The 26,189-nt window shown below is 35.7% G+C and carries 26 protein-coding genes and 1 tRNA gene; 13 read left to right on the forward strand and 14 right to left on the reverse strand.

The features are described from left to right. Position 1 precedes the first annotated feature (1 nt). From hemB to AC6EIY_RS09355, 5 genes are all read left to right on the forward strand, one after another. The gene (gene hemB, locus AC6EIY_RS09335) at positions 2-1,003 is read left to right on the forward strand and encodes a porphobilinogen synthase (protein WP_498506642.1); all 1,002 of its coding nucleotides are present in this window, start codon (positions 2-4) and stop codon (positions 1,001-1,003) included. Positions 1,004-1,050: 47 nt separating this feature from the next. Beyond that, a complete protein-coding gene (locus AC6EIY_RS09340; protein ID WP_498506643.1) occupies positions 1,051-1,455 on the forward strand; it encodes a VOC family protein in 405 nt (134 codons plus the stop codon). 12 nt (positions 1,456-1,467) lie between these two features. Then, complete coding sequence (locus AC6EIY_RS09345; protein ID WP_498506644.1) at positions 1,468-3,885, forward strand: endonuclease MutS2; 2,418 nt, start codon at positions 1,468-1,470, stop codon at positions 3,883-3,885. Positions 3,886-3,983: 98 nt separating this feature from the next. Further along, positions 3,984-4,973: an Obg family GTPase CgtA gene (gene cgtA / locus AC6EIY_RS09350; protein ID WP_498506645.1), complete on the forward strand. Its 990-nt coding sequence runs from the start codon at positions 3,984-3,986 to the stop codon at positions 4,971-4,973. 77 nt (positions 4,974-5,050) lie between these two features. Further along, a complete protein-coding gene (locus AC6EIY_RS09355; RefSeq protein WP_413389723.1) occupies positions 5,051-5,233 on the forward strand; it encodes a hypothetical protein in 183 nt (60 codons plus the stop codon). A gap of 63 nt (positions 5,234-5,296) precedes the next feature. On the opposite strand, the gene AC6EIY_RS09360 is transcribed toward AC6EIY_RS09355, so the two are convergent. The 3 genes from AC6EIY_RS09360 to AC6EIY_RS09370 all read right to left on the reverse strand — a co-directional run bounded on the left by AC6EIY_RS09360 (position 5,297) and on the right by AC6EIY_RS09370 (position 7,329). Then, the gene (locus AC6EIY_RS09360) at positions 5,297-5,515 is read right to left on the reverse strand and encodes a CP12 domain-containing protein (protein WP_498462105.1); all 219 of its coding nucleotides are present in this window, start codon (positions 5,513-5,515) and stop codon (positions 5,297-5,299) included. A gap of 170 nt (positions 5,516-5,685) precedes the next feature. After that, the gene (locus AC6EIY_RS09365; protein WP_498506646.1) at positions 5,686-6,345 is read right to left on the reverse strand and encodes a DUF2301 domain-containing membrane protein; all 660 of its coding nucleotides are present in this window, start codon (positions 6,343-6,345) and stop codon (positions 5,686-5,688) included. A gap of 9 nt (positions 6,346-6,354) precedes the next feature. After that, positions 6,355-7,329: a glutathione S-transferase family protein gene (locus AC6EIY_RS09370; RefSeq protein ID WP_498506647.1), complete on the reverse strand. Its 975-nt coding sequence runs from the start codon at positions 7,327-7,329 to the stop codon at positions 6,355-6,357. A 43-nt stretch (positions 7,330-7,372) separates the two neighbouring features. On the opposite strand from AC6EIY_RS09370, the gene AC6EIY_RS09375 reads away from it, so the two are divergent. After that, a complete protein-coding gene (locus AC6EIY_RS09375) occupies positions 7,373-8,290 on the forward strand; it encodes an aspartoacylase (protein WP_498508207.1) in 918 nt (305 codons plus the stop codon). On the opposite strand, the gene AC6EIY_RS09380 is transcribed toward AC6EIY_RS09375, so the two are convergent. Continuing rightward, positions 8,281-8,415 carry a YWSERL motif small protein gene (locus tag AC6EIY_RS09380; protein ID WP_498506648.1) on the reverse strand — a complete coding sequence of 45 codons (135 nt, stop codon included), beginning with the start codon at positions 8,413-8,415 and terminating at the stop codon, positions 8,281-8,283. The two genes, AC6EIY_RS09375 and AC6EIY_RS09380, sit on opposite strands and share 10 nt — an antisense overlap. A gap of 198 nt (positions 8,416-8,613) precedes the next feature. Here AC6EIY_RS09380 and psbA point away from each other — a divergent pair, with 198 nt between their 5' ends. Beyond that, a complete protein-coding gene (gene psbA, locus AC6EIY_RS09385; RefSeq protein WP_011294225.1) occupies positions 8,614-9,696 on the forward strand; it encodes a photosystem II q(b) protein in 1,083 nt (360 codons plus the stop codon). Positions 9,697-9,825: 129 nt separating this feature from the next. Beyond that, the gene (gene aroC / locus AC6EIY_RS09390) at positions 9,826-10,926 is read left to right on the forward strand and encodes a chorismate synthase (RefSeq protein ID WP_498506649.1); all 1,101 of its coding nucleotides are present in this window, start codon (positions 9,826-9,828) and stop codon (positions 10,924-10,926) included. A gap of 17 nt (positions 10,927-10,943) precedes the next feature. On the opposite strand, the gene AC6EIY_RS09395 is transcribed toward aroC, so the two are convergent. The 5 genes from AC6EIY_RS09395 to coaBC form a co-directional block, all read right to left on the reverse strand. Beyond that, positions 10,944-11,585 (reverse strand): bifunctional 4-hydroxy-2-oxoglutarate aldolase/2-dehydro-3-deoxy-phosphogluconate aldolase, encoded by a 642-nt coding sequence (locus AC6EIY_RS09395; protein WP_498506650.1) that lies wholly within the window; start codon positions 11,583-11,585, stop codon positions 10,944-10,946. A 20-nt stretch (positions 11,586-11,605) separates the two neighbouring features. Beyond that, the gene (gene ftsH / locus AC6EIY_RS09400; protein ID WP_498506651.1) at positions 11,606-13,453 is read right to left on the reverse strand and encodes an ATP-dependent zinc metalloprotease FtsH; all 1,848 of its coding nucleotides are present in this window, start codon (positions 13,451-13,453) and stop codon (positions 11,606-11,608) included. A gap of 43 nt (positions 13,454-13,496) precedes the next feature. Beyond that, positions 13,497-14,669, reverse strand: a complete 1,173-nt coding sequence (sat, locus tag AC6EIY_RS09405) for a sulfate adenylyltransferase (protein WP_498506652.1) — start codon at positions 14,667-14,669, stop codon at positions 13,497-13,499. A gap of 131 nt (positions 14,670-14,800) precedes the next feature. Further along, the gene (locus tag AC6EIY_RS09410) at positions 14,801-15,604 is read right to left on the reverse strand and encodes a photosystem II manganese-stabilizing polypeptide (RefSeq protein ID WP_498506653.1); all 804 of its coding nucleotides are present in this window, start codon (positions 15,602-15,604) and stop codon (positions 14,801-14,803) included. A gap of 226 nt (positions 15,605-15,830) precedes the next feature. After that, on the reverse strand, positions 15,831-17,087 hold the full coding sequence (gene coaBC / locus AC6EIY_RS09415) for a bifunctional phosphopantothenoylcysteine decarboxylase/phosphopantothenate--cysteine ligase CoaBC (protein WP_498506654.1): 1,257 nt from the start codon (positions 17,085-17,087) through the stop codon (positions 15,831-15,833). Between the two features lie 203 nt (positions 17,088-17,290). Here coaBC and AC6EIY_RS09420 point away from each other — a divergent pair, with 203 nt between their 5' ends. After that, a complete protein-coding gene (locus AC6EIY_RS09420) occupies positions 17,291-17,632 on the forward strand; it encodes a DUF565 domain-containing protein (protein ID WP_498506655.1) in 342 nt (113 codons plus the stop codon). 6 nt (positions 17,633-17,638) lie between these two features. Here the strand turns inward: AC6EIY_RS09420 and AC6EIY_RS09425 are convergent, their stop codons facing one another. Further along, complete coding sequence (locus AC6EIY_RS09425; protein WP_498506656.1) at positions 17,639-18,658, reverse strand: aspartate carbamoyltransferase catalytic subunit; 1,020 nt, start codon at positions 18,656-18,658, stop codon at positions 17,639-17,641. Then, complete coding sequence (locus tag AC6EIY_RS09430) at positions 18,655-19,224, reverse strand: DNA-3-methyladenine glycosylase (RefSeq protein WP_498506657.1); 570 nt, start codon at positions 19,222-19,224, stop codon at positions 18,655-18,657. The genes AC6EIY_RS09425 and AC6EIY_RS09430 overlap by 4 nt, the downstream gene beginning before the upstream one ends. Positions 19,225-19,476: 252 nt before the next feature. Between AC6EIY_RS09430 and gatC the strand changes: the two genes are divergently transcribed. Then, positions 19,477-19,764, forward strand: a complete 288-nt coding sequence (gatC, locus tag AC6EIY_RS09435) for an Asp-tRNA(Asn)/Glu-tRNA(Gln) amidotransferase subunit GatC (protein ID WP_498506658.1) — start codon at positions 19,477-19,479, stop codon at positions 19,762-19,764. Between the two features lie 9 nt (positions 19,765-19,773). On the opposite strand, the gene crtR is transcribed toward gatC, so the two are convergent. Both crtR and AC6EIY_RS09445 read right to left on the reverse strand, forming a co-directional pair. Beyond that, complete coding sequence (gene crtR / locus AC6EIY_RS09440) at positions 19,774-20,808, reverse strand: beta-carotene hydroxylase (RefSeq protein ID WP_498506659.1); 1,035 nt, start codon at positions 20,806-20,808, stop codon at positions 19,774-19,776. Between the two features lie 48 nt (positions 20,809-20,856). Next, positions 20,857-20,938, reverse strand: a tRNA-Leu gene (locus tag AC6EIY_RS09445). A 202-nt stretch (positions 20,939-21,140) separates the two neighbouring features. On the opposite strand from AC6EIY_RS09445, the gene AC6EIY_RS09450 reads away from it, so the two are divergent. Further along, positions 21,141-21,659 (forward strand): hypothetical protein, encoded by a 519-nt coding sequence (locus AC6EIY_RS09450; protein WP_498506660.1) that lies wholly within the window; start codon positions 21,141-21,143, stop codon positions 21,657-21,659. A 51-nt stretch (positions 21,660-21,710) separates the two neighbouring features. Then, positions 21,711-24,614, forward strand: a complete 2,904-nt coding sequence (gene ileS / locus AC6EIY_RS09455; RefSeq protein ID WP_498506661.1) for an isoleucine--tRNA ligase — start codon at positions 21,711-21,713, stop codon at positions 24,612-24,614. Positions 24,615-24,632: 18 nt separating this feature from the next. On the opposite strand, the gene AC6EIY_RS09460 is transcribed toward ileS, so the two are convergent. Beyond that, complete coding sequence (locus AC6EIY_RS09460) at positions 24,633-25,262, reverse strand: DUF3177 family protein (RefSeq protein WP_498506662.1); 630 nt, start codon at positions 25,260-25,262, stop codon at positions 24,633-24,635. Positions 25,263-25,489: 227 nt separating this feature from the next. On the opposite strand from AC6EIY_RS09460, the gene trmB reads away from it, so the two are divergent. Beyond that, positions 25,490-26,134, forward strand: coding sequence for a tRNA (guanosine(46)-N7)-methyltransferase TrmB (gene trmB, locus AC6EIY_RS09465; RefSeq protein WP_498506663.1), 645 nt, complete (start codon positions 25,490-25,492; stop codon positions 26,132-26,134). The last annotated feature ends 55 nt before the right edge of the window (positions 26,135-26,189 follow it).

A 26,189-nucleotide genomic window follows, 5' to 3' on the forward strand; every position in this document is an offset into this window, starting at 1 on the left:
TATGGATCTTACTTATCGGCCCCGTCGCCTTCGAAGAACAAACTCTTTGAGAGAGATGGTTAGAGAGAACAATGTTTCTGCTTCTGACTTTATTTATCCTCTTTTTGTTCATCAAGGTTTAGATATTCAAGAGATACCAGCGATGCCAGGTTCATTTCGCTGGTCAATGGATGGATTGGTGGATGAAGTTAAACGGGCTTGGAATCTAGGAATTAGATGTGTCGTTCTATTCCCAAAAGTTCCAGATGAGCTGAAAACAGAAGATGGAGCTGAATGTTTTAATGAAAAAGGCTTAATACCAAGGGCTATTGAAAGATTGAAAATAGAGATACCTGAAATGAGTATCATGACTGATGTCGCTTTAGACCCTTATTCCTGCGATGGCCATGATGGAATAGTTAGTAGTCAAGGTATAATTTTGAATGATGAAACCGTTGATTATTTATGTAAGCAAGCATTGGTCCAAGCACAATCGGGAGCAGATTTAATTGGACCAAGCGACATGATGGATGGAAGAGTAGGAGCCATCAGAGAAGCCTTAGATGATGAAGGTTTTGAACATGTTGGAATAATTAGCTACACCGCAAAATATTCATCTGCCTATTATGGCCCTTTTAGAGAAGCTTTAGATTCTGCTCCCAGATCATTATCAAATAAGCCTATCCCGAAAAATAAAAATACCTATCAGATGGATCCAGCTAATGCTAGAGAAGCCATAACAGAAGCTCAACTTGACGAACAAGAGGGATCGGACATCCTAATGGTCAAACCTGGTTTGGCTTATTTAGATATTATTTATCGATTAAGGGAAGAATCAGAATTACCAATTGCTGCTTATAACGTTAGTGGAGAGTATTCAATGATCAAAGCTGCTGCTCAAAGAGGATGGATTGATGAAAAGGCAATTGTTTTAGAAACTTTATTGAGTTTCAAAAGAGCTGGAGCAAACCTGATCCTTACATATCATGCGTGTGATGCCGCAGGATGGTTAAAAGAACAATAGAGTTAATTAAGAAAATTATTTAAAATTTCAATCTTCAATTAAAAGTAATGCTAGAAAAACAGTCTGAATTAAACATTGAAGAAGTTCATCGGCTTGGCCATGTAGCTATAAGAGTTGAAGATGTTGATAGGGCTAAAAGTTTTTATTTGAGCTTGGGAATGAAGCTTGTTTGGGATGATCCTGATTGGTGTTACTTAGAAACAGGAGAAAATAAAGATGGCCTTGCTTTGCTTGGACCGGGCTATAAAGCGGCTGGTCCACATTTTGCATTTCATTTCACTAATAAGAATGAAATAGAAAACCTTCATTCATCTTTAAAAAATCAAGGTGTAAAGGTTGGTGCTTTGCATGATCATCGAGATGGAACTTCTTCTTTTTACTTGAAAGATACAGAAGGTAATTGGTTGGAAATGCTTTATCACCCATCAACAGGAATTCCAACAAATCAATAGAATTTTAGAAGAATGGAATTTCCAATAAATCAGGATAATTCAGGAAAAACACAAATAATTCTAGAATCTTTGGAGTTACTTGAATGGCCAACTGTTTGTAGCCATTTGTCTACATTTGCGGTAACCCAACAAGGTCGTAATAAATGTAGAAGCTTTGATTTGCCATTAGAGATATCTATTAGCAAGGAGCTATTGTCCCAAACGTTAGAAATTGGATCATTAGATATTTCTGTTGATGGAGGAATATCTTTTGAGGGTGTTCATGATTTGGAAAATATTCTTTTGATATGCTCCAAAGGTGGTGTTGCAATAGGTGAGGATTTATTAAAAGTCGCTGACACGTTGAGAGCTGCTAGAAAATTACGAAAACTAATATTTGATCAATTAACACGTCCACGACTCTCTGAATTGCTCAAAGATGTTGCAACGTTGCCTGATTTGCAAAAACTCCTCGAATTCGGCCTGGATGAAGGTGGGAGAATTGCTGATCGTGCTAGTCCAAAACTTTCTGAATTACGACGCCATAGGAATTCGGTACGTCTTCAAAGAAAAGATATTCTTCAAGATATTATCCGGAAATATGGTGGATTACTTCAAGACAATATTATCTCGGAGAGGTATGGAAGACCTGTTTTAGCTTTTAAAGCTGGGACTTCCGATCAGATTAAGGGAATGGTTCATGATAGTTCGGCTTCAGGAAATACGATTTATGTCGAGCCACAAGTTGTTATATCAATAGGGAATCGTTTGGCTAAAATAGATTCTGAAATCTCCAATGAAGAGAGGAGACTTTTAGCTAATTGGAGTAAGGAGGTTGGGTTAAATGCGGATGTAATAGCTCATTTAGGAGAGATTCTTTTACATATTGAGTTTGCATTGTCACGAGCTCGTTACTCTAAATGGCTTAACGGGGTGCCAGCAATTCTTGATGAAAAGGAAAATACACTTTTTGATATTAAAGATTTTCGCCATCCTTTATTAGTATGGAATGATTTTCATGAGAGAAAAAATACAGTAGTTCCAACTACTTTTGATGTCCCTTCTGATTTAAAAGTTGTTGCGATTACAGGCCCTAATACTGGAGGCAAAACAGTTGCGTTAAAAAGTATTGGTCTAGCAGTTTTAATGGCAAAAGCAGGAATACTTTTACCATGTACTGGTTCGCCAAGATTACCCTGGTGTAAATATGTTTTTGCTGATATTGGTGATGAGCAGTCATTACAGCAGAATTTATCTACATTTAGTGGACATATTCTTCGTATAAGTCGAATACTTAATGCCATAGCATCTTCCCGTGGTACGACGCTCGTTCTTTTAGATGAAGTTGGAGCAGGAACTGATCCCTCTGAAGGTACAGCCTTGGCTATGGCTTTGTTGAAGACAATGGCGGATAGAGCACGATTAACTTTTGCTACTACTCATTTTGGAGAATTAAAAGCACTAAAATATACTGATTCAAGATTTGAAAATGCTTCGGTTTCTTTTGATAGTGAAACAATAAAGCCAACCTTTCATTTGCAATGGGGAATTCCTGGTAGGAGTAATGCAATTGAGATTTCAAAAAGACTTGGTCTTGATTCGGAAGTGATAAAACGTGCTCAAGAGTTTATTAATCCTGCAAGCGTTAATAATGTTAATCAAGTCATTAAAGGTTTAGAAAAACAACGTGAGCGGCAGCAATCAGCAGCTGAAGATGCTGCAGCTTTATTAGCAAAAACTGAATTATTACATGAAGAATTACTTGATAGTTGGCAGAAACAACGTCAACAAACGGAGAAGTTTAATGAACAAGGAAGGTTTAAACTGGAGTCATCAATTCGAGAAGGTCAAAAAGAAGTTAGACATTTGATTAAACGTTTGCGAGATCAAAATGCTAGTGGTGAAACAGCAAGAATTGCTGGTAGACGATTACGGCAAATGGAAAAGGGATATCGAAGCGATAGGCGGGTCCCTCCTTTGCCGGGCTGGGTTCCCAAAATTGGTGAAAAAGTTAGATTGTCTTCTATAGGTAAAGCAGGTGAAATAATTTCTTTCTCAGATGATGGAATGCAATTAACAGTATTGTGTGGTGTATTTCGAAGCAAAGTTAGTTTGACTGAAGTAGAAAGTCTTGATGGTCAAAAAGCCGAAATAAATCAAAGCGTGCAAGTAAAAACTTCGCGGGTAGTAAGAAAGAATTTATCTTTAGTTCGTACTAAAAAAAATACCTTAGATGTAAGAGGTTTACGCGTGCATGAAGCGGAGGGGGTAATTGAAGAAAAATTGAGGAATTGTTCCGGAGCTTTATGGGTTATTCATGGAATTGGTTCTGGGAAACTGAAAAAAGGTTTGAGGAAGTGGTTTGATTCACTTTCATATATTGAAAAAGTAGCCGATGCTGAACCTCATGATGGCGGCCCTGGATGTAGTGTTGTGTGGATGGTTGATTGAAATTGAGGTGAAAGTTATAAACAGTGTTTTAGTTTTTTAATTTAGCAAGTATGAATGTAAGAATTATTATTTAGTTTATTGACTATAGATATTTCTAAATGCAATTTATTGATCAGGCTATTATTGATGTCAAAGCGGGTTCGGGTGGTGATGGTATCTCTGCTTTTAGAAGAGAAAAGTATGTTCCAGCAGGTGGTCCTGCGGGAGGAGATGGAGGACAAGGAGGAAATGTTGTTTTAGAGGCTGATGATAATTTACAAACTCTTTTGGATTTCAAATTTCAAAAATTAATTTCTGCCGAGAATGGTCAACGAGGTGGCCCTAACAAATGCACTGGAGCATCAGGAAATGACACTATACTTAAAGTTCCATGTGGAACGGAGGTAAGACATCTCTCTACAAATATTATTCTTGGTGATTTAACTCATAAAGGCCAACAACTTATTGTCGCGTTTGGTGGAAAAGGAGGTTTCGGGAACGCTCGTTATTTATCAAATAGCAATAGAGCTCCAGAAAAATTTACTGAAGGGAAAGCAGGTGAAGAATGGTCATTGAAATTGGAATTGAAACTATTAGCAGAAGTTGGAATTATTGGTTTGCCCAATGCAGGCAAAAGTACTTTGATTTCTGTACTCTCCTCTGCAAGACCAAAGATTGCTGATTATCCATTTACAACTTTAATTCCTAATCTTGGAGTAGTAAGAAGACCCTCAGGAGATGGAACAGTTTTTGCAGATATTCCTGGTTTGATTGCTGGAGCCTCAAAAGGTATTGGATTAGGGCATGATTTTCTTCGACATATTGAACGAACAAAGGTTTTACTTCATTTAATTGACTTAGCATCAGCTGACCCGATAAATGATTTCAAAACCATTAATGAGGAATTAACGTCGTACGGTCATGGTTTGATTTCTAGGCCAAGAATTTTTGTTCTGAATAAAAAAGAACTATTAAATGAGAATCAAATTAAAAAACTTCTAAATAATATTGAGAAACTAACTATGAAAAAGGTACATATAATTTCTGCAGTAACGAAATTTGGTCTGGATGATTTGTTGAGTTCTATTTGGAACGAACTTGGATATTAATTAATTGTTATGAGTGAATCATACCTACTTGTCTTGCAGTTAATTTTTGGTCATAACTAAAGAGAGTTACTAAAATTATGGATTTTTACAGTTGTTTTGATGGACAAGGAGAAATTATTGCTCGCTGCCAGACTGATCAAGATATTAATGTTCTAAAGAAAATGGGGAGACCAATCGCTGAAGTACGTCAAATGAAAAATGAGGAGGCAGTTGTTTGCTCTTTAACTGGAAGCCCATCGGATTTTAATATGGATTATTGATATAACCTAAAAAAAGGGGAGTATTTGCCTCCCCTTTGCTTTTACTATTAATTGTTTTTAAATTTAATCGTCGTATACCAAGCATTCTGGTTCATCAGGATTGGCGTCGCAGAATAGTTCCAAAGCATTTGGATCATGCTTGTCTTCAGGATGATGCTCCTTGTATTCCTTTAGAGAATTAAGTTCATCTTCTAAATGATGGAGCTTGGATTCATTCCCTTGAGCTTTGGCTTCTTGGATCTCGGATTCATCCTTTTGAATATGCTCGTCAATAGTTTTCATAGCGTCTTGTAAGAGCAGGATCGTTTGACTAACACATTAATTATGACGGAGGAATATTGCACGTGGTTTGTAAATTTGGTTGGATTTCCTCACCATTCCCTGACTTAAGACCTACAAAAAGATCATATGTAGGTTTTGTTGAATTGATAATTATTTGATTTATTCAACTATCAGATACTTTTAGCTTCCTTTCTTTGGCTTTCTAAATAATCAAAAACGCTTTTATCTCCTATGTCAGCTTCTGCTGGTAGGTTGAATTTCCTTATTCCCATCGATATCAATAGCAAGGAAGACAAAACTAGCGTTGCAAAAGTAAAACTTTCATTAGCTAATTCAGTTAAATATCCAAGTAAAGCAATTGGAATAAAAATCGTTATCCCTATTGCCTCAATTCTTCTAAAACAAAAAAACTCTTTGAAACCTATCCCAGTTAAAGAAGCAAAAAGTGGACCTATAAGTAATATCGATTTTGGATTTTCTCTGAGGCCATACATTAGATTTGTTGTTCCGAAATGATACAAAAGTATCAGCAATCCAATAAAACCCAATAACCAGAGAATTGTTAGTATTTGATGTAATGTTCTCAGATATATATGTATCCACTTAAGACTTAAACCTATACTTGATGACATACACAATAGCCAAATCCACATTTGATGAGATCCATTAAAAAACCATTGAGCTATTCCTATTAAAAAGAATAATCCGCAGAAAAGAATTGATAATCGGTAAAATAGAACTTCTTTTTTATCATCTAAAGTAACTATGAAATCACCATAGACTCCTTTAATAGGATTTGAGGATGTAAAGTAAGAATTTTTTTCTTTCATAGTTAATAATTAATTGTTGATAGTTGTTGTAATATCTTCTCCTTTAGGAATAATATTACTTGGGTTTAAAGGAAATAAAGCTCCAAAATAATCTTTTCTCCAAGTATCAACATCACATGTCTTTTTAATGTTGTACATATTAAAAAATTTTTTTCTCCATTTAATTATATGTGGGAAAGATTTAATTGGTTTATTACTACATTTAAATAGTGGGTAATAAATTGCTTCCCATCTAATAAGGGTAGGGAAAAGTCTTATGTCAGCAATTGAAAGATTCTTTCCACAAAGCCAAGGACCTCTTGATTGAAGATTTTCTTCTATAGTTTTTAGAGTTGAGAACAAGTTCTCAGAAGCTTTTTCATAAGCTTTTTGATTCCTAGCAAATCCACATTTATAAACTCCATTATTAATATTTTCTTGAATTAGATTTTGCCAGTGAGTAATTTGTTTTTTATATTTGCTTGGATTAAGGTCTATTTCTTGATCATATATAGGCCAATTATTTAATATTTCGACAAGCTCAGCGCTTTCATTATTTATAAGTCTTAATTTTGCTTCGGGTTCATTGCCTGGATCGAAAAGCATTGGTACTGTTGCTCGTCTTGATTGATGATTTCCGCATTTCCCATAAAGCTCTTGCAGGGTTTTACATCCTTGTATTGGAGGGTCTAATATCCATCTTCCTCCTGCTGTGTCTACTTCAGCAATATGAAGATTGATCGATTTCTTTAATCCTTTGATCTCATGAATTATCCATGTTCTATGTGCCCAAGGACAACTTTTGCCGACAATCAAACCTGGCATTTGAGTTGATGCTCTATTCTTTAAATCCTTCTCTGTCGGGATTTGAATTTGTTGTTGAAGATTTATAGGCCTATTGTAATTTCCATTAGAATCAGATGGTGCAAGACCATTCATTAAAATTCTCCATTCAAAACTCCATATGTTTCTCGCAGCTTTTACAAATATTGGTGGTATGGCCATGACTATCTTTTAAGGTTATTTTTATATCTATGGTTGATGAATGATGATGCAGCTACAAGTACTCCTAGTGGCTGGTACGCATGGTAATGAAATAAATGGTATTTGGCTTTTTGATGAATGGAAAAAATCACCGTTTTTAATAAATACTTACGGGATTAAAACTTGTACGGTCATTGGAAACCCTGAGGCTAAAAAGGTAGGAAAAAGATACATTCATAATGATTTGAATCGTAGTTTTAAAGAAGAATCATTTTTATGTATCAATTCTTCAAATTTCGAGGGAAACAGAGCTAATGAATTAGTGAATCTTTATGGAGAGGCAGGAGAAAGCCCCTGTCAAATAGCATTAGATTTTCATACAACCACAGCCTCAATGGGAAGTTGCCTAGTTGTTTATGGGAGAAGATGTTCTGATTTGGCTTTGGCTTCTTTAATTCAAAATAAATTAGGTTTACCAGTATATCTACATGAATCTGATCAAAAACAAACAGGTTTTTTAGTTGAATCTTGGCCTTGTGGACTTGTTGTTGAAATTGGACCTGTAGGTCAGGGTCTATTGAATTCTAGAATTATTTCACAGACAAAATTAATTCTTGAAAGTTTGATGGAACAAATTCATCAAATTAAGAATTTGAATTTCTTTTTTCCTGATAAATTGATAATTCACAGACATATTAAAAGTATTGATTTTCCTAGAGATGAAGAAGGTAATATTGATGGTTATGTGCATTCATTTAGGCAATCGAAGGATTGGCAAGAATTAAAAAAAAACGATGAATTATTTTTTAAGTTGAATGGTGAAATAATTAGGTATGACGAAGATGAAACATATATTCCTGTTTTCATCAATGAAGCAGCTTATGCGGAAAAAAATATCGCTATGAGCTTTACCAAAAAAGAATTATGGGATGTAAAAAAAGAATGGAAACAATCATTTATAGAGTTAGTACATCAAAAGTAAGTTCTCTCGCTCCAATAAACAACTGCCCCTTGAGCCTCCAATTCATATTTTCTGTGACGAGCATCACATAAAGGAACCCTCTCTTCAGACCTATGACCGTTAATTAGCCACTTTATAAGAACCAATTGCTGACCTCTGAGGCTAAATATTAAAAGAATCTTAAGACATTTTAAGGGCTCTTCAGGCGCAACTTGCTGATTCTCTTAATAAATTGTCCTACATATTGGCCACAGAAAGCATCATTCCGCTTTATTATCACGTCTGGCAGTCTAATTACCTGCTCTTATTTACCCGTCCCATTAGGGACATACACATTCGTCCTCATGACCACCATTCAGCAGCAGCGTTCTTCGTTGCTCAAAGGTTGGCCACAATTCTGCGAGTGGGTTACTTCCACTAACAACCGTATATATGTCGGTTGGTTCGGTGTATTGATGATCCCTTGCCTTCTTGCGGCAACAACTTGTTTCATCGTTGCATTTATCGCTGCTCCTCCAGTTGATATCGACGGTATCCGTGAGCCAGTTGCTGGTTCATTCATGTATGGAAACAACATCATTTCTGGTGCTGTTGTTCCTTCAAGTAACGCTATCGGCCTTCACTTCTACCCAATCTGGGAAGCAGCAACTCTTGACGAGTGGCTCTACAACGGTGGCCCTTACCAGCTTGTAATCTTCCACTTCCTAATTGGTATCTCTGCATACATGGGACGTCAGTGGGAGCTTTCATACCGTTTGGGTATGCGCCCATGGATCTGTGTTGCTTACTCAGCTCCTGTATCAGCAGCTTTCGCTGTATTCCTTGTTTACCCATTCGGTCAGGGTTCATTCTCTGATGGTATGCCTCTAGGAATCTCTGGAACATTCAACTTCATGTTCGTTTTCCAGGCTGAGCACAACATTTTGATGCACCCATTCCATATGGCTGGTGTAGCAGGTATGTTCGGTGGTGCTTTGTTCTCTGCAATGCACGGTTCTTTGGTTACTTCATCACTTATCCGTGAGACCACAGGACTTGATTCACAGAACTACGGTTACAAGTTTGGACAAGAAGAAGAGACATACAACATCGTTGCAGCTCATGGCTACTTCGGTCGTTTGATCTTCCAATATGCAAGCTTCAACAACAGCCGTAGCCTTCACTTCTTCTTGGCTTCATGGCCAGTAATTTGTGTTTGGTTGACATCTATGGGCATCTGCACCATGGCGTTCAACTTGAACGGCTTCAACTTCAACCAGTCTGTTGTAGATACTTCAGGCAAGGTTGTACCAACCTGGGGTGACGTGCTTAACCGTGCAAACCTTGGTATGGAAGTAATGCATGAGCGTAATGCTCACAACTTCCCACTTGACCTAGCAGCTGCTGAGTCTACTTCTGTAGCTCTTGTTGCACCTGCAATCGGTTAAGTCTTTAACTTGATTTTTTCAAAGCCCTCTTTTAGAGGGCTTTTTTTTTGCTTTTTTCAAGTTATGCATTTCATTTATTGGTTTATTTTTTAGTGAGTATTGATTAGCATTTTGAAGATAGGTTTATTTATGGGAAGTAGTTTCGGAAAACTTTTTAATATCAGCACTTTTGGTGAATCTCACGGTGGTGGTGTTGGTGTAATCATTGATGGATGTCCACCAAGGTTGGAGCTTGATATCAATGAAATACAAAATGATCTAAATAGAAGGAGACCAGGTCAAAGCAAAATCACTACTCCCAGAAACGAGAGTGATGAAGTTGAAATTCTTAGTGGTCTTTTAGAGAACAAAACTTTAGGAACACCAATTGCGATGGTTGTTAGAAATAAAGATCATCGGCCTAAGGATTATTCTGAAATTAAAAAAGCTTTTAGGCCATCTCACGCTGATGCTACTTATCAAAAAAAATATGGAATTCAGTCTTCAAGTGGCGGAGGACGAGCATCCGCAAGAGAGACGATAGGTAGAGTCGCTGCTGGTTCTGTTGCAAAGCAACTTCTCACTAAGTCTTCTAATACGGAAATACTTGCTTGGGTGAAGAGAATTCATGATATTGAAGCTGATATTCAACCCAATGAAGTTACTTTTGATGAGATTGAGAAAAATATTGTTCGGTGCCCAAATCAAAAAGCTGCAGCTTTAATGATTAAACGAGTAGAAGCTTTTGGTAAAGAAGGAGACTCCTGCGGAGGAGTAATAGAATGTGTAGTTCGCAATCCGCCAGTAGGTATTGGAATGCCTGTCTTTGACAAGTTGGAAGCTGATTTAGCAAAGGCATTAATGTCTTTGCCTGCCACTAAAGGTTTCGAGGTTGGGTCTGGTTTTGGAGGTACTTATATGAAAGGAAGTGAACATAATGATCCTTTTGTACCTTCGGAATCTGATCAATTGAAAACTGCTACGAATAACTCAGGGGGAATTCAAGGAGGAATTTCTAATGGTGAAGATATAGTTTTGAGGGTTGGATTTAAACCTACAGCAACAATTAAGAAAAGCCAAAAGACTATTGATGAGGATGGAAATGCTGTAACTCTCAAGGCAAAAGGAAGACATGATCCTTGTGTTTTGCCAAGGGCAGTTCCAATGGTTGAAGCAATGGTTGCAATAGTTTTAGCCGATCATTTGCTTAGGCATCGAGGACAATGTTCAGAATCTAAAATTAATAATTAATTATTGGTTTTTAGAGTCTATTCTGAATAATCTTTTAGCCAAATTTCTAGATCTTTGTCAGGAGTTTGATTTTGTAATTCTCTTCCGATAACTAATGCATCGTATCCATTTTTTATAAATATTTTTAAGTTTCTACTTTTAATTCCACCTGCACCAATAAAAAACATATCCTTTTGATTTATCTTTTTTAATTCTTTTATAAAGTTAATTCCTAATGTTGATGCAGGAAAAATTTTTACAATTTTATATCCGAGATTAATAGCTTCTTTGAAATTATGAATATTTGATATTCCTGGAATAACTAGTTGATTATTTTGTATGGCTTTGAGGTGAATTTCTTTATTAAATAATGGACTCATCGAATAATTTAGATCTAATGAGAGAATTGAATCTAAAGATTCTTTTGATTCAATTGATGCAGCACCAAGATTAATTGATTTGAAATTCTTTTTTATTTCTGATATCAAATTAACCCATTCTACATTTGAATCCCAACCTATCTCAACATTTTTAATACCATAATTAAATAGTTTTTCGATTTTTAAAAATAAATTATCTCTTTTTTTTGATATGTCAAAAAATTCATCTTCTAGCCTGATAAGAACTATTAAAGGCTGTAATTTAAGCCTTTTTATTAAATTATTTTGCTTGACTTCCAAAAATTGATTATATTTTTTGACTAAGCATACTCTGCAACTTTAACTTCATGGCGAATTAATAAATCCTGGAATTCAAGAGAATCAACGGTCTCAGTTTCCATAAGCATTGATGTTAACTCCTCGAGAACCTGACGGTTTTCATTTAAAGCTTTTTTGGCCCTTTCATATGCAATTTCAACAAGAATTGAGACTTCTGAATCAATAGTGGCAGCTGTATCTTCTGAAAAATCTCTTTCCGCAGAAATGTCTCTACCAAGGAACATGCCCCCCTGAGATCGACCTAAAGCTACTGGCCCTAACTTGTCACTCATGCCAAATTTCGTAATCATTTGCCTTGCAACTGAAGCTACTTGCTTTAGATCATTTGAAGCACCAGTAGTTACTTCATCTTCTCCGTAAATAATTTCCTCTGCAACTCTCCCTCCAAGTGCAACAGCCATCTGATTTTGTAAGTAAGACCTTGAATAAAGACCAGATTCCATTCTTTCTTCACTGGGAGTGAAAAAAGTTAAACCTCCAGCCTGTCCTCTTGGAATGATTGAGATCTTTTGTACTGGGTCATAATCTGGCATTACAGCTCCAACTACGGCATGTCCAGCTTCATGGTAGGCAACTAGCCTTTTACGCTTCTCACTCATTACTGTATCTTTTTTCTCTGGACCAACCATGATTCTCTCTATTGCAGCACCTATTTCGTCGTTGCTGACCTCAGTTAATTCTCTTCTGGCAGCTAATATCGCAGCTTCATTTAACAGATTTGCTAAATCAGCCCCAGTGAAACCAGGTGTTCTTCTAGCCACCTGATCTAGGTCAACTCCCTTTGAAAGAGTTTTACTTTTTGCATGAACTTTAAGTATTTGTAATCTACCTGAGTAATCAGGTCGATCTACGGTTACTTGCCTGTCAAACCTCCCAGGTCGCATTAGTGCAGAGTCAAGCACGTCGGGTCTGTTGGTTGCAGCAACAATAATTATTCCTGTATTACCTTCAAATCCGTCCATTTCTGTTAGCAGCTGGTTTAGCGTCTGCTCTCTTTCATCGTTACCCCCTCCCAGGCCTGCTCCACGTTGACGACCTACAGCATCTATTTCATCAATAAAAACTATACAAGGAGCATTCTTTTTAGCTTGTTCAAAAAGATCTCTGACTCTGCTAGCACCAACTCCAACAAACATTTCTACGAACTCAGAACCTGAGATGGAAAAGAATGGGACAGAAGCTTCACCAGCTACTGCCTTCGCAAGCAAAGTTTTTCCTGTTCCTGGAGGGCCTACTAATAAAACACCTTTAGGAATTTTTGCTCCGACAGCTGTAAAGCGGTCAGGATTTTTTAGAAAATCAACTACTTCAGTAAGTTCAAGCTTTGCACCTTCAATTCCAGCAACGTCTCCAAAAGTAATTTTTGTCTCTGACTCCATTTGTAATCTTGCTTTACTTTTTCCAAAACTCATAGCTGGATTTCCACCCCCACCAGAGCCAGCTCTTCTAAATAGAAAAAATAGACCTCCAAGTAAAAGAATTGGGAAAATAAGGCTGCTAGCTGCTTGTTGAAGTGGGTTTGCTTGAGTAGTTGGTTGTACAGCAATATCAACATCATTATCAGTTAAAAGTTGCAGCAACTCTTGATCAGGAGCCAGATTAACCAAAGCTCTGTTTCCATCACTTTCAACAATTTGAGCTGTGCCTTTGTCTGGAGATATCAGCACTCTGCTTACCTGTCTGTCTTGAACAGCTTCTATGAAGTCACTATATCTAAGTGTCCTAGATGCTTTAGTCGGACTTGGCTTATCGAAAAAAGCACTTCCAACAAAAATCACAACAACAACAATTAGGACATAGAGGCCTATGTTTCTCCAGCGTTTGTTCAATGTTCTTCTATATCTAACAAGAGTTTAATAGGATCAGGTCCAACTATGCGGCTCTTAGTACATCAACGACGCTTTTAAATGCAAACCATTCAGGAATTTCTTCCCCACTCCTGAGCATTTTTCTGAATTGAGTGCCGCTTAATTTTTTTACGTGTAATCTTTTTTCTTCTGCATAATTAGCGGTTACGTATCCTTCCTCCTCAGTAAAAACGAGATTTAAAGATGGAACTGTTTGCATCTCTAATTCTTCACAGCACTTGTTTGCAAAATCCTGAGCATCATATGGACCATAAAAATCTTTTCCGCTGAGAGAGGACTTACAACCGGCCATATCTCGTCCAATAATGAAATGAGTGCATCCATAATTTCTTCTAATAATCATATGCTGAAGAGCCTCTCTTGGCCCAGCCATATGCATCGAATAAGGGAGGTATGACCATCTGATTTTTGGATTATTCACCTCAGAGGCAAGTTTTTCATAAGTTTGAAATCTTACTGATCCAGGGATGTCATCTTCTTGAGTAGGTCCGCAAGTTGGGTGAACAAGAACAACACCATTTTGGCTGACATTATTTGCTTCTAAGGCTCTTGTGAAAAGCTCGTAATGGGCTCTATGAATTGGATTTCTGCACTGGAATGCGACAACATCTTCTCCAGGTGGAAGTTTCTCCCTTACTTGAGCAGGGGTTTGGCAAGTAAAAACTCTTCTGGGTAATTCGAGACCTTTTATAGAGCCCCCTAAATAATATTTTTTTCTCTCCATAGAGATCATTCTTACCGCAGGATGCTCCAAAGAAGTTGTTCCATAGCAAAACTGGGCCTCAATCACTTTGTCAGGTGTCCATTTTTCTTCTACTTCTAAAATCGCCAGTTCTTGATCATTATAATTTAGTAAAACTGAATCTCCTGGATTTATATCTTCCCTATCAGTATCCATAACAATTGGCAATCCAAAAAGCAGACCTGATTCGATTCGATTATGTTTGACAACTGAGTTGTAATTTTTTTCACTCATGAATCCATTCAAAGGTGAAAAAGCACCTACTAAAAGAAGTTCAATATCACAAGCATTTCTATCTGAACAATTTAAAGTTTTAAAAGAATTTTTTTTTAACTCTTTTGCCTCTTGATCAGATGCCATAAGGTTTAAAAGTTCTCCACCATAAGGTTTGATCAAACCTTCCTGATTTCTATTGGAATTTTGCTTGCTAGTCATTTTCCCGTGAAGTAACCCGGCAAATTCTCCCAGATAAAGGGCCCATATTTGAGAAATTGTTTGGATTAAATTTTTCCCAAAAAAAAAGAGGGTTTTAACCCCCTTTTTCTTTGATTAAAATGGTTGTTTTTTTAGGCTTTGCGACCATAGAAGATACCTTTAATTTTGATATCAACTGGATCTTTTGATCCAAGGTCATTATCTGAAGGTTGGATGGCAACAAATTGGCCGCCAAATTCTTCAGTATCTGCATCAACACTATCGACAGTAAGAGTTATTTCACCTTTACCGCCAAGATCATCTTTAACATTTTCTCTTGCAAGATCTTCATCATCACCCCCACGAGCAATGAGAGCTTGAGCATATTCAACACCAGTTGATTTAGCACGGCTCTTTGGATCAAGAAAGTCTGCAGATCTGTAGCTTGGAGTTGTTGTTGGACCTGAAAATTCAGCTCCAGGTTCAATTGACTTTCCTTTCTTGGATTCAGCAACCATCTCTTTAACAGAGAAAGCAAAAGGAAATTCCTCTCCATTTGGAGCTAGAACTGTAATTAAAGAGAAGTCAATACCACCTTTTTCAGTGAATTTACCTCCAGAGAGATCTCCATAAACTTCATCAAGACTTGTGTTGAAGCGAGGACTGATAATTTTTGCTATCGCAAAATCAGATTTATTTCGCTTGTTACCTGGAAGTTTTACTGAAACTTCTGTTGGCTGAAGGCATAAACTTTTAAATTGGCCATCAGCATTGATAGAACCCGATGAACCCGCTGGTAAAACAGTGCAAGCATCAGCTTGGCCAGTATTAACAACATTGCCAAAACGAGCATTGCCTTGCTCGCGCCCTTTTAAAGCTGCAGATGCGCTTGATGGGAGAGCTGTAAAGGTGAGACAAAAAGCCAGCATCAAAGCCAGCAGAGGACGAAATCGCATGAGAGGGCTAGATGACTGCGGTCGAAACCGCCCAATTAATTCAGTTGGGATATTACAGGTGTCAAATACTTCTTATCACAAGCATTTGATAGCTCTATACAACCCGTAGCTTTTTGTTTGTTGTATTCAACGCTCTATTTTCCTTGAAAAGCCCCTTGCAGCAGTCGTTTCATAAGTTTTGACGCTGATTATTGAAAAAAAACAAATACTCAAAATATCTGTAAATTTATGATTTTAGATTTCGAATTTCATCTAAAAGTTGATGAGATATTGAAAGTTTTGTCGATAATGATAATTTTTTGACCATTTTTTTCGGACCTAACAAGAAACCACTGTTGAAGTTTTCCTCAAATCCCTGCCCAGATCTGTCAATGGGATTGGCCATAAGAAGGTCGCAACCTTTCAAAACTCTTTTTTTCTCTCCCTTCTCAATAATTTCATTGTCATTTCCAGTCTCAGCAGCAAAACCTAGGAAAATTTGATTTTCTAATTTCTTGCTTGTTTGTTTTTTAATTAGGTCGGCAGTCATTTCTAAATCATCAAAAAGGGACTTTAAAAAAAAATCTTTGGAAATTTTTTGCGCACATGGATTATTTTTTTTGAAATCTGATACTGCTGCAGCCATAACAATAACTTGAGCAGATGGTTGCAAATCATCAATTCTTGCTCCCATTTCAGCTGTACTTCTTACTGGGTAAGTATTAAGCCCCTCTAGAAGGTCTTCTTGAACCCTTATTGGGCCATGAACTAAGTCGACTTCTGCACCTCTTAACTTTGCAGCTTGAGCTATCAAAACCCCCATTTTTCCACTGCTTCGATTTGTTAATTGTCTTGCAGCATCAAGATCTTCGACGGTAGGCCCAGCTGATATGAGAAACCTTATGCCTATTAGATCTTTGGTGAGAAACTTATTCTCTGCCTTGAAAATAAATGCACTTTCAGAGGCTAATTCAATAATATCTAAATTTGCCATTTTCCCATCACCAACTCTGTCGCATGCTAAAAGTCCTTCACTAGGCTCGAGGCTTATAATTTGATCAATGGTCTTTATGAAATTCCAATTCTTTTTTACTGATTGATTTCCCCACATTGAGGTGTTCATTGCTGCAGCAAACAGTATTTGAGATTGACTGGCTAGAAGAATGCTCGCCAAAAGCCCATCAGCATTTCCAATAGTAAATTTGGATAAAGATGTGGCGCTCATGGGTGCAACAATAATGAGCTCTGCCCATTCTGCTAATGCAATATGCAAGGGCTTAGTTTGAGAATCATCCCACTGATCTTTATCTTGATAACATTTATTTCTGCTTAAGGTAGATAAAGATTGGGGACTAACTAACTTAGCTGCGCTCTGCGTTATGACGCATTTGACCTCTACCCCAGCTTTTACTAGACGACTAACCAAAACAGGAGCTTTTACTGCTGCAATACTTCCTGTGACAGCAACTAATATTTTTTTCCCAGATAAAGTTGAATTATTCATGATATTTAGATTTTATCTTAAATAGACCTTTAAAAGATATTTTTTAAATTTAAATAATTTATATTTTTCATATTAAAGGAAATTTGATTGTTTATATTTTGATTGAATAATTTTTTTGCTTTATGTGATCTTTGTTTTATTATGTATATGTTAGAGAATTTACTAATGAGAAAAATCTAAAGTAATTTTTTGTTTTTTTCCATATGCCTCCAAGAACGCAGAAAACAGTTTTATATAAATCATCTGCAAAGATTTTTGATAGGCTAGCAAATTGGGCTGCAAATCCATGGAGAAGATATTCATTGTTGGTAATTATTTTTTTGATAGGTTTTTTCCTTGGTAGTTCAATTGGTATGATCAATGGAGTACTTGATTTGATGGACCCGGTTGGCGCATTTATAGTATTAGTATTTTTGGAAATATTAATTAAAGCTAGATTTATTTTTTTAAAGTTGAAAAAGCCAAAAATTCTTGTATGGGTCTTAGACATGTTTAGGCTCGGAATAGCTTATGGACTTTTTTCAGAGGGATTAAAATTATTATAAATGCAATTAATTGTTTTTACTTAACCCTAGTAAATACAACAAGGCCATTCTTGTTGGAATACCATTCTCTACTTGCTTGCTTATAAGATTGATTGAATTATCTTCCACTAATTTACTGCTTATTTCTATTCCTCTATTCACTGGTCCGGGATGTAAGACAGGAACTTTCTTTTCACACCATTTTAAACTTTCATGTGTTATTCCATATTTTGCATAGTAACTATCTAGATCTGTCAGCATATTTTGCTTCATTCTCTCTTTCTGTAATCGAAGTGTCATGACAGCATCACTATTTTTCAAGGCATCTTTTAGGGATCTTTCTATGCAAATAGAACCTCTTTTATTGATTGGGTCAAATTTTTGCCCTGGCGGAGGATTGAGAACAAAATCAATGAATTCTTCTGGAAGTAGACTTGGAGGTCCGCAAAGCGTTACTTCAGCTCCACATGCAGTAAGGGCCCAAAGGTTTGATCGTGCAACTCTAGAATGAAGAATATCTCCAACTATTGTGATCTTTTTGTTTAAAATACTCTTAGTGGATGGTTCGCTTGGATTAAAGAAATTAGCTAGTGTAAATAAATCTAAAAGTCCTTGACTTGGATGACTATGAAATCCATCTCCTGCATTAACAATAGATGTGTTTATTTTATTTGTATCTAAATAATTAGCTAACTCCGCCGGCACATTTGTAGACTCGTGCCTGATTACTAAAATATCAGCACCCATGGAGATGTATGTGAGGATTGTGTCTAATGGAGTCTCTCCTTTGCTTAAAGAACTTGCTGATACAGAAAAATTTTGAACATCAGCAGATAGTCTCTTTGCAGCAAGTTCAAAGCTAGATCGTGTTCTTGTACTTGGCTCAAAAAATAAGTTAGTAATCAATCTTCCTTGCAGTGCAGGAAGTTTTCTAGAACTTGATTTATGGACATCTTTGAATCTGGTTGTTAATTCTAAAACTGTGTTGTAGTCCTCTAAAGAAAAAGTAGATAGATCAAGAATGTGATTATGTGTCCAATTATTCATAATCCCTCAAATGTAGGTGGTGACCAACACTTATTTTTTGGAGGAATTCGATCTCCTTTAACCCTTTTGCTAACACTCCTACTACATTTTAGGTACCAACGCCAAGGTATATCTTTAGCTTGAGATATGCCAATTCTTGTGGTCTGAACAATATTTCCCGTTTTTGTAAAATTTACTCCCTGCGTTAACCAAAAATTATTTGAGGGTGATAAAGGTAAATTGTCAAAATTCCGATTTAATCCAAATCTTTTTGCTAATAATCCTGGTCCAGAGGCAATTCTCTCGTTTTCACCATTTATTGCTATTGATCGAAGAAGTACACCATTTGCCCAATTTTTCTCTCCTGTAACGATATTAACGCAATTATTAATTCCATATGAAAGGTATATGTAAAAGTTACCAGGTTCTCCAAAAAGGGTTTCGTTCCTTTGAGTTCTGCCTGAGAAACCATGGCATGAGCCTTCTTCTTGAGAATAAGCCTCAGTTTCAACAATTACACCAGCAAGATAGTTGTTCTTTGATAAACGCTTAATTAAAAAACAGCCAATTAAGCTCGGAGCGACCAAATGAGATGGCCTAGAGAAGAATTCTCTTGTAAGAATTGAGATTTGCTTACTATTTCTTTTGACTCATATTACTCACTTAATAATAGATTTCTCCAATTGCTTATTAATCGACTAGAACTTAGGATTCCACAATAGGCATTTAGATGGCACAATGTTATATGAACTGAATTGTCTAAACGAAATCACTAAGATCTTTGCTAATGAGGTCTCTTTTTCATTAAATAAAGATCTTGAAAATTTTCTAACATAAACATGACTAAAATTTCTACGTCTGATGTTCGTAAGGTTGCGCAGTTAGCCCGTTTAGAACTGCCAGAAGATCAAATAGAAACTTATACAAAGCAACTCGAAGATATACTTTCGTATGTTGATCACCTACAAGAAATAGATACTGAAAATATTCCCCCTACTACTAGAGCTGTTGAAGTAGTTAATGCAATGAGGGATGACTTTGTTGAAGTTAATTCCTCAAGGGAAGATATTCTTAATCAAGCACCTCATAGAGAAGGTGATTTTTTTAGAGTGCCTAAAATACTTTAGATTTATAAATTACCTTTTGGTTTCTGTTTTTATACGAGTTTTATGAATTAATTTTATATATTTTTTTCTCCAATTATTTTTGGGTAAGATTCTTGCAAAAGACCTCATTTTACTTCTTCTTTCTTTATGACTTCTAATTCCAAGTAAAATATCATAGAGAAAATTCAGACTATCTTTTTTAGTTTCAAAAGTACCCATTCTTTGAGGAGACCCTTTTTGATCTAAGAGAGGTTTTGTAGCCTCATAAGCAGGTTTATATTCAAACCAGGGAATTGATGGCCATAAATGATGAACTAAATGATAATTTTGTCCCATTATTAACAAATTCATTAATTTACTTGGATAAACTCTTGCATTTCGCCATCTATTTCTAGATTGAAAAGGTCTGTGTGGAAGATAATCAAAAAATATTCCTAAAGTTACTCCCACCATTAATGCTGGCCCAAACCATAGATTATAAATAACATTCATAAAATTATATTTAATTCCCGCAATTACAATGCAAATAAATATTCCCCTCTCAATTCCCCATTGCATTAGTTCAAATTTTCTCCACAGTTTTCGTTCAAAGAAAAAATATTCATGATAAAAAAATCTTGGAGCTATTAACCAAATAGGACCAAAAGTACTAACTATATGATCTGGATCGTTTTTGGGGTCGTTAACGTATTTGTGATGTTCGAGATGAACTCTTGTGAAAACTGGGAAACTAAAACCTAGTAATATGGCCGAACCATGCCCCATGAATTGATTGATCCATTTATTTGGGTGGGCAGCATTGTGACAGGCATCATGAATAACGGTTCCTTCCATGTGGAGAGCCAAAAAAGCCAATGCGACTAGTATTGGTAACGGCCAATTCCCTTGATACCACTGCCAAACACTAATTATTGCAAGACAATACCCACCAATGAATAGCCCTAAAGTTACGTTTATGGGCTTAGGCGGATCAAGATAGTCCTGGATCTCATTTTGCCAGTCTCGTAATGACTTCAGTTTTTTTGTTGCCTTATCTTTGTCAGACCTCGATAAGCACTGGGTCATTGCTTGATGTGATGTAGATAAATGAGCTTGTACAGCTTAATTAAAAAATGCCCACCGGGAGACTTGAACTCCCACGACTAAAGTCACTGGTACCTAAAACCAGCGCGTCTACCAATTCCGCCAGGTGGGCCTAGGTTCTCACCGATAATCAGTTAATTCTAGCAGCTCATTGATGGCTATTTAAAGACTATTTTTGATTCGTGAACGTAAAAAGATTAATGTAATTTTTATATTGATATGCGAGAGATTGGTAATTCTATTTTTATGAAGCATGATTTGTAGTTGTTTAAGGAGTTTCTCCCACCACAAACCAAATTCATATTGACAAAAATATGGTTGTTTCTATTTTTGGATATTTATTTCTTTTTGTTGGACTTTTGATATTGTTTTTACCTTTAATGCTTGTCGAAATAAGTAGGCCGAGAGATTGGTTAATGGGCGGACTTTTTTTATTTTTAGGATTATTTCTCCTAGTGGAGAATGATCTTTTAAGAGGTTCGATAAATTTACTCGTTATTTCTATGGCAATTTTGTATGGACAAATGATTTTAGAAATCATTGAAAATAGGTGGTATAAATTAAGCCCTGAAGAGATAAAGCGGATTGGATCTTTTCAAAGATGGTTTGAATCTTTTAAACAGCTCAGTCAAAGTTTTGCTTTACTAATCAATGGATTTTTAAAGGTTATTACAAGCTTTACGAACAAATCTGAAAAACCTTTAAAAGAAAAAAAATGGGTTCATCCAGAATTGAAAGAAGAAGTCAAGAAGAAAGTAGTTGATCAATCTGTTCCAAATGGTTCCAATAAGATCATAAATCAAGAATTACCTGAAAATGAAGAGACTTCTTGATAAGGTTAAAAGGCCTAAAGTAACCATGTTGACTACTGGATATTTCTCAAAGTGAATAATGTAAATAAAGATTCTAAAAAGGATCGCCCTACATACAAAGACACTCTCAATCTTCTACATACTAATTTTGGGATGAGGGCTAATGCAACTCAAAGAGAACCTGAGTTACAAGCTTTTTGGGCTGAAGAAAAAATAGATTTCGAATTAGGCTTAAAAAACACTGGAGAGACTTTTACTTTGCATGATGGCCCCCCATATGCAAATGGGACGCTGCATATGGGCCATGCTCTTAACAAAGTATTGAAGGACATAATTAATAAATTCCAAACTATGAGAGGTAAAAAAGTTTGTTATGTTCCGGGATGGGATTGTCATGGGTTGCCTATTGAATTGAAAGTTCTTCAAGGTTTGGATAAAACTCAACGGGAGGAACTTACCCCTATCAAATTGAGGAAAAAAGCAGCTGCCTATGCAAAAAAGCAAGTTTCTCAGCAAATGGATGGTTTCAAAAGGTGGGGAGTCTGGGGAGATTGGGATCAACCATATTTAACTTTGGACAAAAAGTTTGAAGCGTCCCAGATTAAGTTATTTGGCGAAATGGTTTTCAAAGGATACATATATAGAGGCTTGAAACCTGTTCATTGGAGTCCAAGTTCTCAAACTGCTCTGGCCGAAGCGGAATTAGAATACCCAAGTGGTCATGTTAGCAAAAGTATTTATGTGGGATTTAAAGTTGATCAAATACCAAAAATATTAACTCAAGAAATTTCTAATCAAGCTCCCGATCTTTTTAATTCTGAAGGGCAATTAAAAGAAGTTAAACTTGTTATATGGACAACTACGCCTTGGACAATTCCTGCAAATGAGGCAATATCTGTTAACCAAAAATTAGATTATGTAATTGCACAAGGCTCTGATAGATCTTTAATAATTATTGCTAATGATCTTTTGGCAGATGTTTCAGAAAGCGTAGGAGTTAATTATAAAAAAAGAGTATTAATAAATGGATCGAAATTAGATGGGATTCTATATCATCACCCTTTATTTGATAAAAGAAGTCCTGTAGTATTAGGTGGAGATTACATAACTACTGACTCTGGAACTGGATTAGTACATACTGCTCCAGGTCATGGTGTTGATGATTTTAATACTGGTAAAAAATATAATTTACCAATTACTTGTCCTGTAGATGCGAGAGGTTTTTTAACTAAAGAAGCTGGAAAATTTGAAGGCCTAAATGTATTAAAAGATGCTAATAATACAATAATCAATGATCTCATTAATACTGGATCATTGATTAAAGAAATTCCATATGAGCACAAGTATCCTTATGATTGGAGAACTAAGAAACCAACTATTTTTAGGGCTACAGAGCAATGGTTCGCTTCTGTTGAAGGGTTTAGGGATAAAGCACTTTCTTCAATTGAGGATGTTATTTGGCTCCCTGAATCTGGGAAAAATAGAATTCATTCCATGGTTAGAGAAAGAGGAGATTGGTGTATTTCAAGACAGAGGACTTGGGGAGTACCAATACCAGTTTTTTATGAAAAAAATGGGAAAGAAATTCTACTTAATCAAGAAACTATTGCTCACATAACTGATTTATTCTCTACTCATGGAGCAGATGTTTGGTGGGAATACGAAGTTTCTCAGCTGTTACCTCCGTCTTATTTAAACGAGGCAGATCGATGGCAAAAAGGCACTGATACTATGGATGTTTGGTTTGACTCAGGTTCTAGTTGGTCTTCTGTTATTTCCAATAAAGAAAAAATAAATTATCCAGCAGATTTGTATTTGGAGGGATCTGATCAACATCGGGGTTGGTTTCAGTCATCTTTATTGACTTCGGTAGCAGTAAATGAATATGCACCTTTCAAGAAAGTCCTTACACATGGTTTTGCTTTAGATGAGAATGGCAGGAAAATGAGTAAATCCTTAGGCAATATTATTGATCCTTTAGTTATAATTAATGGCGGTTCAAATAAAAAATTAGATCCTGCTTATGGAGCAGATGTTTTGAGGCTTTGGGTTAGTTCTGTTGATTACTCGGCAGATGTTCCTATTGGTTCAAATATACTTAAGCAAATTTCTGACGTTTATCGCAAAGTACGAAATACGTCTCGGTATCTATTAGGAAATCTCTATGATTTTGATTATAAAAAAGATTCCATTGATATTTCCAACCTACCATTATTAGATCAATGGATGTTGAATAGAACAGCTGAAGTGATTGATGAGATAACTGACGCGTACTCTAATTTCGAATTCTCTAAGTTTTTCCAAACAATTCAGAATTTTTGTGTAGTTGAGCTATCAAATTTTTACTTAGACATAGCAAAAGATAGGTTGTATGTGAGCTCTAAAACTGACTTTAGAAGAAGAAGTTGTCAGACAGTTTTATCCCTGGTTATTGAGAAAATTTCTGGCTTAATTGCACCTGTTTTATGTCATATGGCAGAGGATATTTGGCAAAACATTCCATATAGCTTAGAGGAAAACTCTGTTTTTCAAAGAGGATGGCCTAAAGCACCTAACTCGTGGCGAAATAATAGTCTTAATATTCATGTTGCTGAATTACGCAAACTTAGAACAGTTATTAATCGTATGTTGGAAAGCTGTCGAAATAATCAAGAATTAGGTTCCTCTTTAGAAGCTTCAGTAAGAGTTGATATCTTTGATGAAAAAGTTAAAGGTGCTATCGAATGGTTATCTGAAAGTGAATCTAACAAGGTTGATATCTTGAGAGATTGGTTCCTTGTTTCATCTTTGCAAATTGGAGGTGAGCCGTGGGCTGAGGTTTTAGTCAGTGAAGATAATGATATTGCATCAGTGGATATTGCTAAAGCCAAAGGATTTAAATGTGAAAGATGTTGGCATTACGAAGTTGAAATGAGTCAAAATCAAAACCATCCAAAGATTTGCACTAGATGTGAAAAAGTAGTTTTGGCTATTTAAATATAAATTAATTATTTTCTAAAACTTACCCGCAAAACGTCCATTTTTGGGGAATTGGATCACAAGCCATTGGAGTAAACCTATTAAATATATTATCAAAGCTAGATATGCAAAAAATGTCGCTAAAGTTGTAGTCCAATCACCATCTAAGATAAACTTTATAACGATTTTTGTTGTAATAAATGTATTGTATGGGATTTCTCTCCAAGTATCGCAATAGTTTCCATTTATTGAATTTAAACATCTCCAACTAATGATATGTAGTCCAGTATTTAAAATTCCCCAGAAGGATAAGCTCCAACGCCAAATTCTTGTTGTTAATGAAATTGGATTATATATGTACATCTCGTCAATTTCTTCATTAAGATCAACCCAAAACCAAATAGAAGCAATCATTAGTATGGGTGAGATTAGAGATATGAATATGCCTAATTGGCTCTCACTACTTAGAAACAGAATATTTATTGCGTAAAGACTAGAAACTTTCCAATAAATTGATAACAACCGATCAATAGAGCTTGAATTGGAAATTTTCGCCCAAATGAAGAGAAACAAAGGCAGACCAAATGCAAAAGTGGCGGCAATACGATATGAGAGCCAAACTAGAATTTGGAATTGAGGTTCAGTCAAGACAATAATCTCATTCATATGTATTATCAGCCTTTATCTATTTTTTTCATCTTTATTCCCAATTATTAAAGACTTTTCTCTATATTCATAGAAAAAGCCTAACTCAGAAATCGAATTTATTCTATATTTTTATTGACGATTACTAGCAAATAAATAATAAAGTTTATCTTCTTGAGACTTTGATCTGGAATTTGAAGTTAACTTGCTAGAATATAACTTTGATTTATTAATATCAGGCTTCATTTGTGAGACAGCATGTAAATCCTCTAAGCCATTTTTTTCAGTTACCATTATCACTGCCAAGTAATTCTATTCTTTTCAAGAATTCTCATGATCCTATTCATTTGGATATTGGTTCTGCTAAAGGAGAATTCTTAATAGAATTGGCATCAAAATATCCCAATTGGAATTTTTTAGGGCTCGAGATAAGAGAACCCCTTGTTAGTTCATCTGAAAGAAAAAGAAAACAATTGGGATTGTTAAATTTAAAATTCCTATATTGCAATGTGAATATTAGCTTAGATGAATGGTTGTTGGATTTAGATCTTAATCAATTAAAAAGAGTTTCGATTCAATTCCCAGATCCTTGGTTTAAACGAAAACATCTTAAAAGGAGAGTATTAACAAAAAGTCTTCTTAATTCGATTGCACGATCTATAAGTAAGGATGGTGAACTATTCATTCAAAGCGATATATCTAAACTAATTGAATATATGACTAATATTATTGATGAGAGTATTTATTTTGATAGAAGAGTTTTGAAAGGATTCAAATGGCTTGAAAAAAATCCCTACGAGGTAATAACAGACAGGGAATCATTTGTTCTTAAGCAGAATTTGCCAATATATAGAGCAATGTATATTAGAAATAGTGCTCTATTCATAAATTAAGGTGATTTATAATTAAAATAATCATATGCTTTTTGAATTCAAGAATTTTATATAT

The organism is Prochlorococcus sp. MIT2304, from assembly GCF_059772405.1.